This window comes from Gilliamella sp. B2911 (assembly GCF_026536965.1).
Lineage (GTDB): Bacteria > Pseudomonadota > Gammaproteobacteria > Enterobacterales > Orbaceae > Gilliamella > Gilliamella apicola_E.
In genome coordinates this window covers 210,692-228,635 of the sequence record NZ_JAFNNA010000003.1, presented here as the reverse complement: position 1 = coordinate 228,635, position 17,944 = coordinate 210,692, and the positions used below count along the sequence as shown (strand labels likewise).

Genomic DNA, 17,944 nt, shown 5'->3' with positions numbered 1-17,944 from the left:
TGATCTTGTTAAAGCTGCAATGCGGATAAATACCGTTTTTATTTGATGCTGCTACATGTGTAATCAATCAAGTCAATTTACCTAATATCGTGTCATATCCAAAACGGTTAATCTAACTAAATTGATTAATTGTGGTAATAAAGCGTTACAACAAAAGTAAATACTGCTCTGCCATCACGGCTAATGCCCGATAAAATTGGCTAACTTGATTATGTTTTAATTGATCTAGATAAGCTGATGACCAAGTCATTAAGTGTTCATCAATCAGTTGATTCGCCGCTTGCGTTTTTTGTTTTTCCAGCAATATCGCATAAGCCATTAACATTAAACCAAATTGATCTTCCGGCTCATTCATACCGGTATTAAGCGTTAAACCATGCTGCTGTAAAAATTGACGATAGCGCTCTTGCGATTCCCCCATTAATAGTTTTTCTTGATCCAAATAGACAGATCCCCAAGGCGGGGCCGGCATTTTGCCTTGCCCTTCAAACAATAACGAGAATTGATAATCCAGATCGGCATGGCTGATTTGCGTTGCCAATATCTGGCATTGCTGGCTAATGAGCTCTGGATTTTGCCAATCCGCCAGTTGGTCAATATGCAATAGAGCCTCAAGCAACGGTTCAACGGTTTGACTATTAGGCGGATAATAAAAAAAAGCACCCAGTACTTTTGCTAGGGTAGCACAAGTGAGATTATCGAATCTTTTCTCTTTATTCATTGACATTACTTGTTGTCGGTCAGTTATATTGTTAATTATAGCGGTATCATCCATAAATTATAAAAGGCAATACGGCCACAAACTTCAGCAATAAACACACAAGCAAAAGCAGTAAGATAAATTATTGCATGATGTTTGGCGCGGTAAATGTTAAAAGCAACCAATAGTAGTGCCACTATGATTAAAATGCACTCAGCAATCATCCAACTTGCTTGCGCACAAGCCAGCTCCGGGCTTATGGTCGTCATTAAATTATAATAGGGAATTTTTAATAATATAATCAATACACTACCAATGAGAAAAGCTGCGTTGCCTAAACGATATAACCCAAGCATTGCGCTAGCAATTCCACCCAACGCCAGCATCGCTGTATACATTTGAATTGCAGTATAGTTGGTATCCCATGTTTTCACTGTTGGTAGCATGTAAGTTAAAACAATCGTCCACACAAAAACTAAACTCAGTAGGATTAAGATGATGGCTATCAGCTGGTTGATATAGGGAAAGCGATTAATCTTTAAACAAAGCGGTTTAATCAATTTCAGTTTTTGGCTATCCGGATTGAGAGAAAAGTAGTGGATTAATACTGAGGCGAATGTAACGCCAAATACCACACCAAAAGTGAAAATCTCATTACTCATCGGCGAACGTCCAATCCCATAGATCACATTTAACGCCCGCAAAGGATGCCCTAAATGGAATGAGGCAAGCAGCATACCAATAGCCATAAAAACCAGCGCTAACAGATTAATTTTTTGACGAATAATGGGATTAGCTTGTGAACAATTCATTAAGCAAGATAAGCTGCTTAACAGCACCATTCCGGCAGATAATTGCCCAAATACCGTAAAAAAAACCAATGGTAATTCATGCATATTATACCTCCTCCGGATTGAGCACTTTTCCTTGTGTATCGCCTGAGCTTCTAGCCAAAGCATGTGGTTTGATAACAATATTCGGTTTAGTCAACTCTGCATTAGGCAAAGGGGCAATATTACGTTCATCACCATGACGCTCACGTAATTTCCCTATCTCGTCAAAATCTAAAGCACGTTGCGGACAAGATTCGACGCACACAGGCTTTAAGCCTTCGGCTACACGCTCATAACAACCATCGCATTTTGACATAACCCGCTTTTGATGATCAAACTGTGGCGCACCATATGGACAGCGCATTTCGCAATAGCGGCAACCAATACACACATCTTGATTAACAACCACTAAGCCGTCTTGTTGGCGTTTATGCATCGCACCAGTTGGACAACCTTGCACGCAAGTTGGTTGCTCACAATGATTACATGAGATTGACAAATAATAAGTAAAAGTATCATTTTGCCAAATCCCATCCACTTGTTGCCACGATCCACCACCATACTCATAAACTCGGCGAAAATGCACGCCCAGCGCATTATCTTTTTCGTCTTTACAGCTCAACTGACAGGTTTTACACCCGGTACATTTGGAAGAATCAATAAAGAATCCATATTGCATTTTAATCATCTCCCTTTTTAATTATGATGCCGCTGGCATAGTTGATAATGGTTTGATTTCAACCAAATTAGTATGCTGCGAATTTGACTTCGCTAACACTGACGGGCGCAATGAGGTTAAACGATTAATACAACCACCAATATCCACACCAGCAGCATTAGTTTTTGCCCATAGCCCTTGAGGTATAGCGATCACGCCCGGTAATATACGAGGCGTTACTTTAGCCGGAATATAAAGCCGACCACGATCATTAAATACTTCAACTAATTGCCCATGCTTAATTTGTCTTTGTTCAGCATCAATTGGGTTAATCCAAACGCTACTGGCAACAGCTTCTCGTAGTTGGGGAAGATTACTATAAGAGGAGTGACAATGCCCTTTAATATGAAATCCAATCATTTGCAGCGGATATTTATCGCGTTTTTGTTGATCTTCGCTCCCTTCAATAGCAGGCAAATAAGCAGGAATTGGGTAGAGTTTATCGTCCGGCTCAATCTCCCATTCACCCGCTATTTTTGCCAGCGCTTCTGAATAAATTTCAATTTTGCCAGACGGGGTATTTAATGGCTGATTAATCGGATCATCCCGGAATGCTTTTAAGGCAATTTGCGCATCGCTATCCGCTAACTTACGATCGACAATACCCTTACCGTCAGTGTCAGCAAAAGGCGGTAAATCAGGATTTTGCTTGCGCATTCTTTCATAGCTATACGCTATCCACTCATCTTGCGTTCGCCCTTCAGTAAATTTATCTTTAACGCCCATTTTTTCTGATAACTCAGTTAACACATCATAAGACGATCGATTTTCCCAAAGTGGCTTAATAGCCCGTTGCATACGAATAACATAATGGTAAGCACCGGATGCATAAGAATTATTAATTAAATCGTTACTTTCCACAGATGACACATCCGGTAATAACAGATCGGCATACCGTGCTGATGCGGTCATGTGAGTATCCCACACTAAGATAAATTCGCATTTAGATTCATCTTGTAAAATTTGGTGCGTTCGATTGAGATCGGCATGCTGATTACCAATTACATTACTGGCGTAACTCCAGATAAACTTGATACCGACATCCAATTTATCTTTACCAAGTATATAAGCATTCTTTGCGGTCATGCTTTGCGGTGATTCGATTGCTTTAGTCCATAAAAAAAATGGAATACTGGTTTTAATCGGATTTAATAAATTCAGCCCCGGAACCGGATAAGTCACGCTTCCGCCCCAAGTACCAATATTGGTGCCCGGTTTACCAAATTGACCAGTGATAATAGGCAATATCATAATTGCTCTTGTAGTATGCTCACCATTTTGCCAACGTTGTGCTCCCCAGCCTTGCGAAATCCATGCTGCTTTAGCGTTAACAATATCCAAGGCAAGTTTACGAATTTGTTTAGCGGGGATACCGGTTTTTTTTGCTGCCCACTCCGGCGTTTTCGGTGTTCTATCATCACCTAAACCTAAAATATAAGATTTATAATCACTAAAAGGGGGTGCGCTATCCGGCAATGAGTCAGCATTCCAACCCACACAATATTGATTAAGCATTGCCTCATCAATTTTATCTTCTTCCAGTAAAGCATAGCCAATTGCAGCAACTAACGCCGCATCGGTACCGGGAATAATCGGGATCCACTCGGCATTATAGCCAACCACACTTTCGCTACGCCTAGGATCGATAATAATCACTCTGGCTTTACTTTGCGCTAAAGCATGAAACAGTTCCGTTACTTGCCCACCGCCTGACATTCGCGTTTCAGCAACATTATGTCCAAACATAACAACCAAATCTGAATGTTTAATTTGATCAATAAGCGACTCTTTAGCATTGCCATAAATATAAGGCTTAATAGCAGTTATCTGTCCACTTGAGTAATCGCCATGATAATTTAGATAACCACCGATAGTACTTAAAAACCGTCTACAAGCACTGCGTCCGGCGATATTTGCGCCGGTGGTACCTGTTCCATATTGACAATAAATAGCTTCATTGCCATAACGATTAATGGTGTATTTAAGTTTATCTGCCAATAAAGTTATTGCTTCATCCCAGCTAATACGTTTAAATTTACCTTCACCACGCTTACCTATTCGCACCATAGGGTATTTTAAACGCTCCGGATCGTAAGTTCGCCAGCGTACTGCTCGCCCCCGCAAACATGGGCGAATTTGATGTTGACCGAAGATAGGATCATTAATACCGTCTTCGGATGAGATTTTAGTAATAATATCGTTTTTAACATGGACTTTTAGTGGGCAGCGACTACCGCAATTCACTAAACAGGCGCTGTAGAAAATCTTTTCATCATTAGTGGGATTAGGTATCAATGCTTTATCGTGATTTGTTTCAGATGTTGCATAAGCAAAAGGTAATTGCAAATTATTTGCTAGTGCTGCCACACCACCAATTGCTAGTGATTTTTGCAAAAAATCACGCCGAGTTATTTTGTTTTCTGACTTGCTCATCCTATTCCCTTATTTTTTATTTGGGATGTATTTATCATAATACTATAGATAAGATTATAAAACAGAAAAAAGGCTAAAATCGAAATTAACTTAAAATAAATTAATAAAATAAGAATTATTATCAATTAAAAATTTAATTTGATTTTCATTATCAATTTAATTTCATGCATCTTAAAGAAAGATTGGTATAATATGCCCATTTATTCGAATAAATAGAAAACTTATGTCACAATCCACTTATAATGCTGTTGATATTGAAGTCCTAAAAGGACTCGATCCTGTCCGCCATCGACCAGGCATGTATACTGATACTGCTCGCCCAAATCATTTGGGACAAGAGGTTATTGATAATAGTGTAGATGAAGCTATTGCAGGACATGCCCGCCAAGTTAAAGTTACACTCTATGAAGATAATTCACTTGAGGTTATTGATGACGGGCGAGGTATGCCGGTTGATATTCATCCTGAAGAAGGTGTACCAGCTATTGAACTTTTACTTTGCCGTTTACATGCTGGAGGTAAGTTTTCCAACAAAAATTATCAATTTTCAGGCGGTTTGCATGGTGTTGGTATCTCCGTTGTTAATGCATTATCAAAGCGTGTAGAAGTTACTGTAAATCGTGATGGGCAAGTTTATCAAATCGCTTTTGAAAATGGTGATAAAGTTGAGGATTTACATGTAATAGGTACATGTGGTCGTCGAAATACCGGTACAAAAGTACGTTTTTGGCCTGATGAAAAGTATTTTGATTCACCACGATTTTCTGTACCCCGCTTAACTCATTTACTTAAAGCAAAAGCGGTACTCTGCCCAGGGTTAGAAATCATTTTCAAAGATAAAATTAACAATACTGAACAACGCTGGTGTTATCAGGACGGTCTAAAAGATTATTTAATGGAATCTGTTAGTGGTTACACACTATTACCTGAAGAGCCATTTACTGGTAGTCATACCGGCGAAACAGAAGCAGTCGAATGGGCCTTACTCTGGTTACCAGAAGGTGGGGAACTTTTAACTGAAAGTTACGTTAACTTGATTCCAACTGTACAAGGTGGTACTCATGTTAATGGTTTACGTCAAGGTTTACTTGATGCTATGCGCGAATTTTGCGAGTTCCGTAATTTGCTTCCTCGAGGCCTAAAGCTGACCGCCGATGATATTTGGGAACGCTGCGCATATGTGTTATCCGTAAAAATGCAGGAACCTCAATTTGCTGGTCAAACCAAAGAACGCCTTTCATCAAGACAAAGCGCTGCATTCGTTTCGGCAATTGTTAAAGATGCATTCAGTCTTTGGTTAAATCAAAATGTGCAAATTGCAGAATTATTGGCTGAAATGGTCATTTCAAGTGCGCAAAAACGCCTACGAGCATCTAAAAAAGTTATTCGTAAAAAGCTCACAAGTGGTCCTGCTTTACCTGGTAAATTGGCCGATTGTTCTTCACAGGATTTAAGTCGTACTGAACTATTTTTGGTAGAAGGTGATTCTGCAGGTGGTTCAGCCAAACAGGCACGAGATAGAGAATATCAAGCCATAATGCCATTAAAAGGTAAAATTTTAAATACTTGGGAAGTATCATCAGACGAGGTATTAGGCTCACAAGAAATCCACGATATCTCGGTTGCCATAGGTATTGACCCTGATAGTGATGATTTAAGTCAATTGCGCTACGGTAAAATCTGTATTTTAGCTGATGCAGACTCAGATGGATTACATATTGCCACTTTGCTTTGTGCGTTATTTGTTCGTCATTTTCGGGCGATGGTTGAACATGGGCATATCTTTGTTGCTATGCCTCCGCTTTATCGTATTGATTTAGGTAAAGAAGTGCATTATGCCCTTGATGAAGAAGAAAAAGAAGGGATTTTAGATCAGCTTAAACGTAAAAAGGGTAAACCGAATGTACAACGTTTTAAAGGTTTAGGCGAAATGAATCCATTACAACTCCGTGAAACAACGATGGATCCTAATACTCGTAGATTAGTTCAGTTATCACTAGATAATGCAGAGGAAACCATGGCATTAATGGATATGCTGCTGGCTAAGAAACGAGCAGAAGATCGCCGAGAATGGTTACAAGAAAAAGGTGACCAAGTTGAACTTGATGTCTAATATACAGAATAATTTAGAGGAACAATAATGAGTGAGATAACTCATGACGGAGTAGAAGTTCAGTCGCTACGTACTTTTACAGAGAGCGCATATTTAAACTACTCAATGTATGTCATTATGGATCGTGCACTGCCGTTTATTGGTGACGGTTTAAAACCTGTGCAACGCCGTATTGTTTATGCCATGTCAGAATTAGGGCTTAATGCTCAGGCTAAATTTAAAAAATCAGCTCGTACTGTAGGTGACGTGTTAGGTAAATACCATCCTCATGGCGATAGTGCCTGTTATGAAGCAATGGTGTTAATGGCACAACCATTCTCTTACCGTTACCCATTAGTAGATGGTCAAGGAAACTGGGGAGCTCCAGATGATCCTAAATCATTTGCGGCTATGCGTTATACCGAATCTCGTCTATCAAAATATGCAGAATTATTATTAGGCGAATTAGGGCAAGGCACTGTTGACTATACGCCAAATTTCGATGGTACCTTACAAGAACCTAAAATGTTGCCAGCTAGATTACCCAATATTTTATTGAATGGTACAACCGGCATTGCTGTTGGTATGGCAACTGATATTCCACCACATAATATTCGTGAAGTAGCAAATGCTGCTATTATGTTAGCAGATAACCCAAAAGCAACACTTAGTGAAGTGATGGCTCACATACAAGGCCCTGACTTTCCAACAGAAGCCGAGATTATTACTGCGCCAGAAGATATTGCTAAAATTTATCAAACTGGACGAGGATCAATCCGCATGCGTGCAGTTTGGAAAAAAGAAGAGGGTGATATTGTTATTACTGATCTTCCTCATCAAGTTTCAGGTGCTAAAATCTTAGAGCAAATTGCTTCGCAAATGCGGGCGAAAAAATTACCATTAATTGAAGATTTACGCGATGAGTCAGACCATGAAAATCCAACCCGTTTAGTAATTGTCCCAAGATCTAATAGAGTGGATTTAGAGCAAGTTATGAATCATCTATTTGCTACCACGGATCTTGAAAAAAGCTATCGCGTCAATATGAATATGATTGGACTTGATAATCGTCCATCAGTTAAAGGATTAGTTGAAATATTAACTGAATGGTTAGAATATCGACGTTTGACGGTAACACGTCGATTAAATTATCGTTTAGATAAAATCCTAAAAAGATTACATATTTTAGATGGCTTATTAATTGCGTTTCTAAATATTGATGAAGTTATTGAAATAATTCGTCATGAAGATGAACCAAAAGAAGAATTAATTAAGCGATTTGCCTTAAGTGAAATACAAGCAGAAGCTATTTTAGAGTTAAAACTTCGTCATTTAGCTAAATTGGAAGAGATGCGTATTAAAGGCGAACAAGCTGATCTTGCTAAAGAACGGGATCAACTACAAGCTCTACTTGCTTCACCAAGAAAACTCAGTAATTTAATCAAAAAAGAATTGCAAGAAGACGCTGAAAAGTATGGCGATGAACGCCGTTCGCCAATCGTTGAGCGAAGTGAAGCTAAAGCGATCACTGAACAAGAATTAACACCTTCTGAACCCGTCACAATTGTATTATCTGAAATGGGATGGGTAAGAGCGGCTAAAGGTCATGACATTGACCCCGTCGGATTAAGTTATAAAGCAGGCGATAGCTTTAAAGCTGCTGCAAAAGGTAAAAGTAACCAGCCAGTTGTCTTTATCGATTCAACTGGGCGAAGTTATGCTATTGAGCCAAATACTTTACCATCAGCTCGAGGACAAGGCGAGCCAATTACCGGTAAATTAGCATTACCAGCAGGTGCAACTATTGAACATGTTTTAATGTCAAACGATGAAGAACAAAAATTCTTACTTGCTTCTAGTGCCGGATACGGTTTTATTTGTCAATTTAGCGATTTAATTGCGCGTAATCGTAACGGTAAAGCAGTAATTAATTTATCTAATAATTCAAATGTACTTGCACCGATTGAGATAGTATCAGAGGAAAGCTTGCTTTTATCAATTAGTCAAGCGGGTAGAATGCTTATCTTCCCGGTGAAAGATTTACCAGAGTTATCTAAAGGTAAAGGAAATAAAATTATCTCATTATCTGCCAGCGATGATAGCCTAGCTTATATGATGCTGATAACGCCTGAAACCTCACTGACGTTGTATGTTGGTAAACGCAAACTTACGCTTTCTTCTACTGATTTACAAAAATTTAGAGCAGAGCGTGCTCGTAAAGGAACATCACTACCGCGTGGATTACAAAAAATCGATCGAATTGAGGTAAACGAATAATATGTCTTTTATCTGGTCCATTATTCTCGGGTTAATACTGAGCTCAGTTTTCAAATCCGGATGGGGATTTATACTTGGTCTATTAATAGGTCCAATGTTGTATCAAGCATTTGGCAATAGATTAAATGAAAAAAGGACACAATCAAACCCAACTTTGTACTTAATTGTTGCTTTTGAAGTATTGGGGCATCTGAGTAAAGCTAAAGGTGTTGTTACCCAAGATGATATTAATCTTGCTCGGCAATTTATGGATCGGCTACAACTTGATGCAGCCGGTCGCCAATTAGCCCAAGAGTCATTTAATCGTGGTAAAGCAAGTGATTACCCACTTCGATCGCGTTTACGAGAACTCTACTTTCAATATCGTTTTAGAAGAAATGTTTTAAATATATTTTGTGAACAATTAATTCAAGCGGCTTTAGTTGATGGTAATTTAGATGAAAAAGAGTCACAAATTTTGTTTATTGTTGCTGAAGAATTCCATATTCCTCGCCAACAAATGGTTATATATATTCAGATGATGATGGGAAGCTTTCATTTCCGTCAAGAATATTATAATAATCAACAAAATAGTCAATATCAACAAAGCAATAATTATGGCAATTATCAAAACAGTTCTCACCAATCAGATTTGCAAAATGCTTATAGAATTTTAGGGATAGATTCATCTGCTGATATTCCTGAAATCAAAAAAGCTTATCGCAGGTTAATGAATGAACATCATCCAGATAAATTAGCATCAAAAGGCTTACCAAAAGAGATGTTAGAGGCAACCAAAAAGCGAGCACAAGAAATTCAAGCTGCTTACGATCTTATAAAAGCATCTCGTGGATTCAAATAGAGATTATTACTATGATGCATTGGCGCTCAATTATAAGAATTATCGGTTTATTAATATCATTATTGTCGATATTTATGTTAATACCGGCACTAGTCGCATTAATATACCGTGATGGTGCTGGCGCAATTTTTGTCCGTTCTTTCTTCGCTGCATTAATTTTAGGAGTATTGTTGTGGTTCCCTAATCGAAATCAGCGTCATGAGTTGAGTACTCGGGAAGGTTTTTTCATTGTTGTATTATTCTGGGTAGTTTTAGGTACTATTGGTGCATTTCCATTTCTTTTTGATAATCATATCAATCTTAATTTAACCACTGCTTTTTTTGAGTCTTTTTCTGGGTTAACAACAACAGGCGCTACAACTATTGTTAATTTAGATCATTTACCTAAGGCCCTTTTATTTTATCGTCAATTGCTACAATGGCTTGGGGGAATGGGAATTATCGTACTTGCAGTTGCTATTTTACCATTATTAGGTGTTGGTGGAATGCAGCTCTATCGAGCTGAAATCCCAGGTCCTCAAAAAGATAGTAAAATGCGTCCCCGCATTGCTGAAACGGCAAAAACATTGTGGTCTATTTATATTTTACTTACCACGTTATGCGCAATAAGTTTGTGGTTTGCTGGAATGAATATCTTCGATGCTATTTCGCATAGTTTTTCGACGATATCGATGGGAGGATTCTCAACTCATGACAGCAATTTAGCTTATTTTAATAGTCCAGCAATTAACTATATTGTTACTATTTTCCTAATTTTATCTGGTTGTAATTTTGCACTCCATTTTGCCGCATTAAATGGTATTTCACTTAAAGTTTATTGGCGCGATCAAGAGTTCAGAACGTTTATCTTTATCCTTCTTATTTTAATTGTTATTTGTGCCTTTGTTATCTATTTTTATCAACCACAACGAAATCTTGGTATTGATAAAATTGTGTTACAAGTCGTATCGGTTTCTGCAACAGTCGGTTTTACCGTCGATGATATTAATACTTGGCCATCCTCATTACCAATCTTTTTATTATGTGCTTCATTTATTGGGGGCTGTGCTGGTTCTACTGGAGGAGGGTTAAAAGTTGTTCGCGTTCTACTATTATTTATGCAAGGTTCACGTGAATTAAAACGTCTTATACACCCGAATGCAATATATACCTTAAAATTGAATAATCGAGTTGTACCGGAACGAATTATTGAGGCAGTATGGGGATTCTTTTCTGCCTATGCATTAGTTTTTTTAATTAGTCTATTTATCATTATGGCGTCTGGAATTGATGCAACTGACTCATTTTATATTGTTGCCTCATCATTGAACAATTTGGGGGTTGGTCTTGGCAGTGTGAGTGATAATTTTGCGCATGTAAGTGATATGGTTAAATGGGTAATGGTTGTGGACATGTTATTTGGACGACTTGAAATATTTACCTTATTGGTTTTATTTACACCAACCTTCTGGCGAAGCTAATTTTCACTTAACAATTTAGTGTTAAACCTGGATTTTTTAGAAAAATGGCTAAAAATATAAATATTTTATTGATTATTTAGTCAATTGCAGACAGAATTACTAAGCAGCATGTGCTGTGTTCATTAGAGGTAATCACCTGACATATGGAATGGATCATGGATCCTACAATTTGGATTGGTTTATCCACTCTAGTTGTACTTGAAATCGTCCTTGGCATTGATAACATTGTTTTTATTGCCATTCTTGCCGAGAAACTTCCGCCACAAGAACGAGATAAAGCACGCATTACTGGTCTTGCTTTTGCATTAATTACACGAATATTGTTATTAATGTTTACTGGTTGGTTAGTTACACTCACTACCCCTCTATTTTCTATATCCGGAATCAGTTTCAATGCTAGGCAATTGATAATGTTGCTTGGTGGTATATTTTTGCTTTTCAAAGCCACAATGGAACTCAATGAACGCTTAGAAGGCGCTTCACATGAAGATGGTAAACCCAAAAAGACTTCACATTTTTGGACTGTTGTCGCTCAAATCGTTGTACTTGATGCCGTATTTTCACTCGACTCAGTAATTACTGCAGTGGGTATGGTCGAACATATTCCAGTAATGATTATTGCTGTTTGTATTGCTATTTGTATCATGATGGTAGCAAGTAAACCATTGGCCTATTTTGTTAACTCCCATCCAACGATTGTTATTTTATGTTTAAGTTTTTTACTTATGATTGGTTTTAGTTTGGTTGCCGAAGGTTTTGGGTTTATTATTCCAAAAGGCTACCTATATGCCGCTATTGGTTTCTCAATTATGATTGAGTTTTTTAATCAATTAGCTATATTCAATCGCCGAAAAGCATTAAACAAAAAACCATTACGTGAACGCACCGCTGAAGCGATTTTACATTTACTCAAAGGCGATGCAGAAGAAGATCCCGAAACTCACAATATTGATGTTGTTTCTGATAATAATAAGAAAACATCAGTATTTAATCATCAAGAATTAAACATGGTCGAGCGAGTGTTAGGATTGGCTCAACGTTCAGTTAGTAGCATCATGACCTCTCGATTAAATGTTGATATGGTCAATATAAATGATGATCGTGAGGTGATATTAAAAGAGATATTTGATAATCCTCATTCACGTTTAGTCGTAACGGATAATGCTTCAATTGATGAACCATTAGGCATTATTCAAGTTAATGATCTATTGAAAGATGTTTTACAAGATAAACAGCATATTGATATTAACTCTTTAATAAAGCAGCCATTAATTTTCCCTGAAACGGTATCTTTACTTGTCGCACTGGAACAATTCAAAAAAGCGAAAACCCATTTTGCGTTTGTGGTTGATGAATTTGGTTCAATGCAAGGAGTTGTGTCTGTTACTGACATTATTGAAACCATTGCTGGTGATTTCCCAACTGAAGAAGAGGAAATTGATGCCAAACACGATATTCAATGTATTGATGATAACAGTTGGATTGCTAATGGTTACATCCCTGTAGAAGAATTAGTAAGGTATGTTCCTATACCAATAGATGATAAGCGAGAATACCATACTCTTGCTGGATTGTTGATGGAAAAAGCCCAACATTTACTTAATGTCGGTGAAACAATACAAATTGGCGATTATTTATTTGAAGTTGCCGAAATTGAAAGTCACCGTATTTTAAAAGTGAAAATCACTAAGAATAAATTAGATATATTAAAGAACTAGGTTAGTGATATTCTACCCATTGTTTAGCTCATCTCAGATGAGCTAAACAACTATTTTAGAGGTAAGTTATAAAAATTATCTATCAATTACTAAACGATATTCTTAATATGAATAACGCTTGACCAAAATAAATTACAGGCAATAATAGCGCTGTGTTTTTTCGTTTTTTGAGATATGAAGTGATAACTTTGTATCTTTTTTATTTTTACTGCAAAATAAATTAGGTAAAAATAAAGGTTATATCGATTACTATCAAACTAAATTGGGCTTTAACTTATGAATTCACTATTCGAAAAAATTTTTCAACTGAAAGAGAAGAAAACCACAATCAGTACAGAGGTTATAGCAGGCTGTACAACTTTTCTAACCATGGTTTATATTATCTTTGTTAACCCTTCTATCTTATCTGTAACTGGCATGGACAAATCAGCAGTTTTTGTTCTAACGTGCGTCGTAACAGCTTTTGCTACTATTTTAATGGGGCTGTTTGCCAATCTACCGATTGCTTTAGCTCCAGCTATGGGACTCAATGTTTTCTTTGCCTATGGAATATGCGGTGCTATGGGCTATTCTTGGCAAGTGGGTATGGGGGCAATATTTTGGGGCTCATTAATCTTTTTTGCATTATCATTATTTAAAGTTCGCCATTGGTTAATTGAACATATTCCGCAATGTTTGCGAGCAGGAATAAGTGCTGGTATTGGACTATTTATTGCTTTTATGGGATTTCAAAATATGGGAATTGTGGTCGCATCACCAGAAACATTACTAACCTTAGGCAATATCTTATCACTTAAAGTATTATTAGGTTCACTAGGATTTTTTATTATAATAATTCTAGCAACTCGTAATTTCCATGCGGCTGTACTAGTTTCAATTCTTGTTGTTACCTTACTTGCACTTTGGCTTGATCCTAATATTAGTTATCAAGGAATTGCATCAGTTCCACCAAGTGTTAGCAGTGTTGTTGGTCATGTCGATCTAGCTGGTTCACTTAATGTGGGTATTATGGGTGTTATTTTTTCAGTTATGATTGTAAGCCTATTTGATTCTTCCGGTACAATTTTAGCTTTAACCGACAAAGCAGGAATTTCTGACGAAAAAGGGCGTTTCCCTAAAATGCGTCAAGCTTTATTAATCGATAGTTTTAGTTCTTCACTTGGTGGTTTATTTGGAACTTCATCAGTACTAACTTATATTGAAAGTTCTGCTGGTATTTCAGTTGGTGGGCGTACAGGTTTAACTGCAGTTGTAGTTGGATTATTATTTTTATTAATGACCTTTTTATCGCCTTTAGCCCATTTAGTTCCACCTTATGCGACATCTGGTGCTTTAATATTTGTTGGAATCTTAATGGTTTCAAGTTTAATGAAAGTTAATTGGTCTGATTTAACTGATGCAACACCAGCATTTATTACCGCATTAATGATGCCTTTCGCTTTTGCTATTACCGAAGGTGTAGCACTTGGTTTTATCTCTTACGTTGTGTTAAAAACATTAACTGGTAAATTTAAAGAATTAAATCTTTGCGTCATTATTTTTGCCCTTCTATTTGCATTAAAATTTATCTTTATCGATCATCATTAATTTTGATCATCAAATTTCTATCGCTGAAAAGCGATAGAAATAATCCAAGAAATTGAGTTAAAATTCACCACTAATCAAGCAACAAATAACTTTCTAATTTTGTTGATCATCTCTCAATTGCCATCATCTAATAAAGTAAAATAAGCCTTACTGCTTATCTTATAATAACTATCAGCAATAAAATCGATCACCTGAGAATTCACTTTCAGTGATAAGGCCAAAAACTTATTTTCATTAAAAATCAATTGATTAAAAAAATATTTTAAATAATAAAATTTATACAAGTAGTTTATTAAATGGAGTTTGATCTACTTCACAAAAATAAAAAAACATAAAATGCTTACGAAATTTAATAATTGTTGTTAGCTAAATAATTCATGCATATTGAATGAGAAGTTTAGATTATTTTTATCTAAACCTAACTTGATAAGCAGGAATGAAATATGAGTACGCATTACAATTCATTATACGTTTTCAGAATCACTCTAGTTGCAACTTTAGGTGGTTTATTATTTGGTTATGATACAGCAGTTATTTCAGGAACAGTCGGGTCTATTTCAAAAGTCTTTGTTGAACCTCAACATCTAAGTGAAACTGCAGCCAACTCTTTACTAGGCTTTTGTGTGGCAAGTGCTTTAATTGGTTGTATCATCGGCGGTTTAATGGGAGGATATTTAAGTAACCGTTTTGGTCGTCGCAATTCATTATTAATTGCCGCATTTTTATTTTTTATCGCAGCAATTGGATCTGCTTGGCCTGAATTAGGATTTCGTTCAGTAGAATCTCAAGAAATTCCTTACTATTTAGCAGGATATGTTCCTGAATTTGTTTTTTATCGCATCGTTGGTGGTATCGGCGTTGGTTTAGCTTCTATGTTATCTCCGATGTACATTGCCGAAGTCGCCCCAGCTGAAATTAGAGGTAAACTCGTCTCCTTTAACCAATTTGCTATTATTTTTGGACAGCTTCTAGTCTATTGTGTCAATTATGCTATAGCAAGTTCAGGTGATCAAGATTGGTTAAATATTGTCGGCTGGCGATATATGTTCTTATCACTAGCTATTCCAGCCTTACTTTTCTTTGGCTTATTATTTACCGTTCCGGAAAGCCCTCGCTGGTTAACAGCACAAAATAAAATAAGTAAAGCTCAAAATATACTATCACGTATATTGGGAAGTCAAAGAACTGAAGAAGCTCTTAATAGCATAATTAGTTCATTATCTTCTAATTCGACTAAAAAGAGTAGTCCACTTTTAAAATATGGAATTGGTGTTATTGTTATCGGAATTTTATTATCAGCATTCCAACAATTAATGGGCATTAATGTTGTACTTTACTATGCACCAGAAGTATTTAAAAACTTAGGAGCAAGCACCGATTCAGCATTATTACAAACTATTATTGTTGGTGTTATTAACCTTTCGTTTACCACTATTGCAATATTCACTGTTGATAAATTAGGGCGAAAACCATTACAGATCATCGGTGCTATAGGCATGGCGATTGGCATGATCACATTAGGAACAACTTTCTTTCTACAACTACCAGCAATTATTGCGCTTACTTCTATGCTGTTTTACATCGCTTCTTTTGCTATCTCATGGGGGCCTGTATGTTGGGTATTACTATCTGAAATATTCCCTAACTCCATTCGAAGTAAAGCACTTTCAATCGCTGTTGCAGCACAATGGATTACAAATTACTTGGTATCCTGGACCTTTCCTATTATGGATAAAAACACCTACCTTGTCTCACATTTTAACAATGGATTTGCCTATTGGTTATATGGAGTTATCAGTGTAGTGGCTGCAATTTTCATATGGAAATGGTTACCTGAAACGAAAGGAAAATCTTTAGAAGAACTTGAACAGTTCTGGAACAAATAATTACAACATTAATTTCATAACCAAATTTAGGAGAATATTATGAAACAATATTATGACAAAATAGAACGCATCAACTACGAAGGCACTCAAACTGACAACCCTTTTGCATTCAGGCACTATAATCCTAGCCAAATCATTTTGGGTAAAACCATGGCGGAACACCTACGCTTATCGATCTGTTATTGGCACACTTTTTGTTGGGCAGGAACAGATATGTTTGGGTCAAGCTCATTTCAATATCCTTGGCAAACAGGCTCAGATCCTTTAGCTAATGCAAAAGCGAAAGCTGATGTTGCCTTTGAGTTTTTCTATAAAATGAACGTGCCTTTTTATGCTTTTCATGATGTCGATGTAGCACCGGAAGGCAATTCAATCAAAGAATATATCAATAATTTAGCAGTAATGAGCGATATTTTGTTGGAAAAACAACAACAAACAGGCGTTAAATTACTTTGGGGCACAGCCAACTGCTTTACCAATCCTAAATATGCTGCAGGTGCCGCCACGAATCCAGATCCGCAAGTATTTGCCTGTGCTGCCACACAAGTTGTCCATGCAATGAATGCAACACATAAATTAGGTGGGCAAAATTATGTCCTTTGGGGCGGACGTGAAGGATACGAAACACTGTTAAATACTGATCTCAAAAAAGAGCGTGAGCAGCTTGGCAAGTTTATGCAATTGGTGGTTGAAAACAAATATAAAATCGGTTTTAAAGGCGCTTTACTTATTGAACCAAAACCGCAAGAGCCAACCAAACATCAATATGATTATGATGTCGCAACTATTTATGGCTTTTTAAAACAATTTGGCTTAGAAAAAGAAATTAAAGTTAATATCGAAGCTAACCATGCAACACTAGCCGGCCACTCATTCCAACATGAAGTTGCCTCAGCTATCGCACTTGATATCTTTGGCTCACTTGATGCAAACCGAGGCGATCCGCAACTAGGTTGGGATACCGATCAATTTCCAAATAGTGTAGAAGAAAATAGCCTTGTCATGTACGAAATTCTCAAAAGTGGTGGTTTTAAAACCGGTGGACTTAACTTTGATGCCAAAATTCGCCGTCAAAGTGTTGATAAATATGATGTATTTTACGGGCATATTGGCGCAATCGATACCATGGCATTATCATTGAAGTGCGCAGCCAAACTAATTGAAGATAACGTTCTTGAGCAAAAAGTTACACAACGATATGCCGCTTGGGACGAAGAATTAGGTCAACAAATCCTTCACGGCAAAATGACGCTGCAAGATATTGCCCAGTATAGTTTAGCCAATAATCTGCAACCAAAACCTTGCAGTGGTGAGCAAGAGAAGTTAGAAAATCGAGTTAATCAGTTAATTTTTGGCTAAGTTAATTGTTCGAAGCAAACTAATCAGGGTATAGTTTACC

At 37.0% G+C, this 17,944-nt stretch carries 12 protein-coding genes; 8 read left to right on the top strand and 4 right to left on the bottom strand.

Annotated elements, in window-relative coordinates; genetic code table 11:
* Positions 1 to 145: 145 nt before the first annotated feature.
* Genes J3U27_RS04690 through J3U27_RS04675 form a run of 4 tightly spaced genes read right to left on the bottom strand, consistent with a single transcriptional unit; the run spans position 146 to position 4,684 of the window.
* Positions 146 to 721: a TorD/DmsD family molecular chaperone gene (locus tag J3U27_RS04690; RefSeq protein WP_065733715.1), complete on the bottom strand. Its 576-nt coding sequence runs from the start codon at positions 719 to 721 to the stop codon at positions 146 to 148.
* A 35-nt stretch (positions 722 to 756) separates the two neighbouring features.
* Positions 757 to 1,596 carry a dimethyl sulfoxide reductase anchor subunit family protein gene (locus J3U27_RS04685; RefSeq protein ID WP_267331112.1) on the bottom strand — a complete coding sequence of 280 codons (840 nt, stop codon included), beginning with the start codon at positions 1,594 to 1,596 and terminating at the stop codon, positions 757 to 759.
* A gap of 1 nt (position 1,597) precedes the next feature.
* Entirely contained in the window at positions 1,598 to 2,212 is a 615-nt protein-coding gene (locus tag J3U27_RS04680; RefSeq protein WP_267343381.1) for a DMSO/selenate family reductase complex B subunit, read from the bottom strand.
* Positions 2,213 to 2,233: 21 nt separating this feature from the next.
* Positions 2,234 to 4,684: a DMSO/selenate family reductase complex A subunit gene (locus tag J3U27_RS04675; protein WP_267331110.1), complete on the bottom strand. Its 2,451-nt coding sequence runs from the start codon at positions 4,682 to 4,684 to the stop codon at positions 2,234 to 2,236.
* Positions 4,685 to 4,907: 223 nt separating this feature from the next.
* Here J3U27_RS04675 and parE point away from each other — a divergent pair, with 223 nt between their 5' ends.
* From parE to xylA, 8 genes are all read left to right on the top strand, one after another.
* Positions 4,908 to 6,797, top strand: coding sequence for a DNA topoisomerase IV subunit B (gene parE / locus J3U27_RS04670; RefSeq protein WP_065733711.1), 1,890 nt, complete (start codon positions 4,908 to 4,910; stop codon positions 6,795 to 6,797).
* A 27-nt stretch (positions 6,798 to 6,824) separates the two neighbouring features.
* Positions 6,825 to 9,053, top strand: a complete 2,229-nt coding sequence (gene parC / locus J3U27_RS04665) for a DNA topoisomerase IV subunit A (RefSeq protein ID WP_220225393.1) — start codon at positions 6,825 to 6,827, stop codon at positions 9,051 to 9,053.
* 1 nt (position 9,054) lies between these two features.
* A complete protein-coding gene (djlA, locus tag J3U27_RS04660; protein WP_220225394.1) occupies positions 9,055 to 9,894 on the top strand; it encodes a co-chaperone DjlA in 840 nt (279 codons plus the stop codon).
* 14 nt (positions 9,895 to 9,908) lie between these two features.
* The gene (locus tag J3U27_RS04655) at positions 9,909 to 11,354 is read left to right on the top strand and encodes a TrkH family potassium uptake protein (protein ID WP_065733732.1); all 1,446 of its coding nucleotides are present in this window, start codon (positions 9,909 to 9,911) and stop codon (positions 11,352 to 11,354) included.
* A 143-nt stretch (positions 11,355 to 11,497) separates the two neighbouring features.
* Positions 11,498 to 13,072 (top strand): TerC family protein, encoded by a 1,575-nt coding sequence (locus tag J3U27_RS04650; protein ID WP_065562799.1) that lies wholly within the window; start codon positions 11,498 to 11,500, stop codon positions 13,070 to 13,072.
* 276 nt (positions 13,073 to 13,348) lie between these two features.
* Complete coding sequence (locus tag J3U27_RS04645; RefSeq protein ID WP_065562798.1) at positions 13,349 to 14,659, top strand: NCS2 family permease; 1,311 nt, start codon at positions 13,349 to 13,351, stop codon at positions 14,657 to 14,659.
* A gap of 443 nt (positions 14,660 to 15,102) precedes the next feature.
* The gene (gene xylE / locus J3U27_RS04640) at positions 15,103 to 16,545 is read left to right on the top strand and encodes a D-xylose transporter XylE (protein ID WP_065562797.1); all 1,443 of its coding nucleotides are present in this window, start codon (positions 15,103 to 15,105) and stop codon (positions 16,543 to 16,545) included.
* Positions 16,546 to 16,584: 39 nt separating this feature from the next.
* Entirely contained in the window at positions 16,585 to 17,904 is a 1,320-nt protein-coding gene (gene xylA, locus J3U27_RS04635) for a xylose isomerase (protein WP_267331109.1), read from the top strand.
* Positions 17,905 to 17,944 lie beyond the last annotated feature (40 nt).

Excerpts from the sequence above, each read along its gene's own strand:
- J3U27_RS04675 (WP_267331110.1), bottom strand. The coding sequence starts at position 4,684 with ATGAGCAAGTCAGAAAACAAAATAACTCGGCGTGATTTTTTGCAAAAA.
- J3U27_RS04645 (WP_065562798.1), top strand. The coding sequence starts at position 13,349 with ATGAATTCACTATTCGAAAAAATTTTTCAACTGAAAGAGAAGAAAACC.
- xylA (WP_267331109.1), top strand. The coding sequence starts at position 16,585 with ATGAAACAATATTATGACAAAATAGAACGCATCAACTACGAAGGCACT.
- J3U27_RS04655 (WP_065733732.1), top strand. The coding sequence starts at position 9,909 with ATGCATTGGCGCTCAATTATAAGAATTATCGGTTTATTAATATCATTA.
- xylE (WP_065562797.1), top strand. The coding sequence starts at position 15,103 with ATGAGTACGCATTACAATTCATTATACGTTTTCAGAATCACTCTAGTT.
- J3U27_RS04650 (WP_065562799.1), top strand. The coding sequence starts at position 11,498 with ATGGAATGGATCATGGATCCTACAATTTGGATTGGTTTATCCACTCTA.
- J3U27_RS04690 (WP_065733715.1), bottom strand. The coding sequence starts at position 721 with ATGAATAAAGAGAAAAGATTCGATAATCTCACTTGTGCTACCCTAGCA.
- djlA (WP_220225394.1), top strand. The coding sequence starts at position 9,055 with ATGTCTTTTATCTGGTCCATTATTCTCGGGTTAATACTGAGCTCAGTT.
- parC (WP_220225393.1), top strand. The coding sequence starts at position 6,825 with ATGAGTGAGATAACTCATGACGGAGTAGAAGTTCAGTCGCTACGTACT.
- J3U27_RS04680 (WP_267343381.1), bottom strand. The coding sequence starts at position 2,212 with ATGCAATATGGATTCTTTATTGATTCTTCCAAATGTACCGGGTGTAAA.
- parE (WP_065733711.1), top strand. The coding sequence starts at position 4,908 with ATGTCACAATCCACTTATAATGCTGTTGATATTGAAGTCCTAAAAGGA.
- J3U27_RS04685 (WP_267331112.1), bottom strand. The coding sequence starts at position 1,596 with ATGCATGAATTACCATTGGTTTTTTTTACGGTATTTGGGCAATTATCT.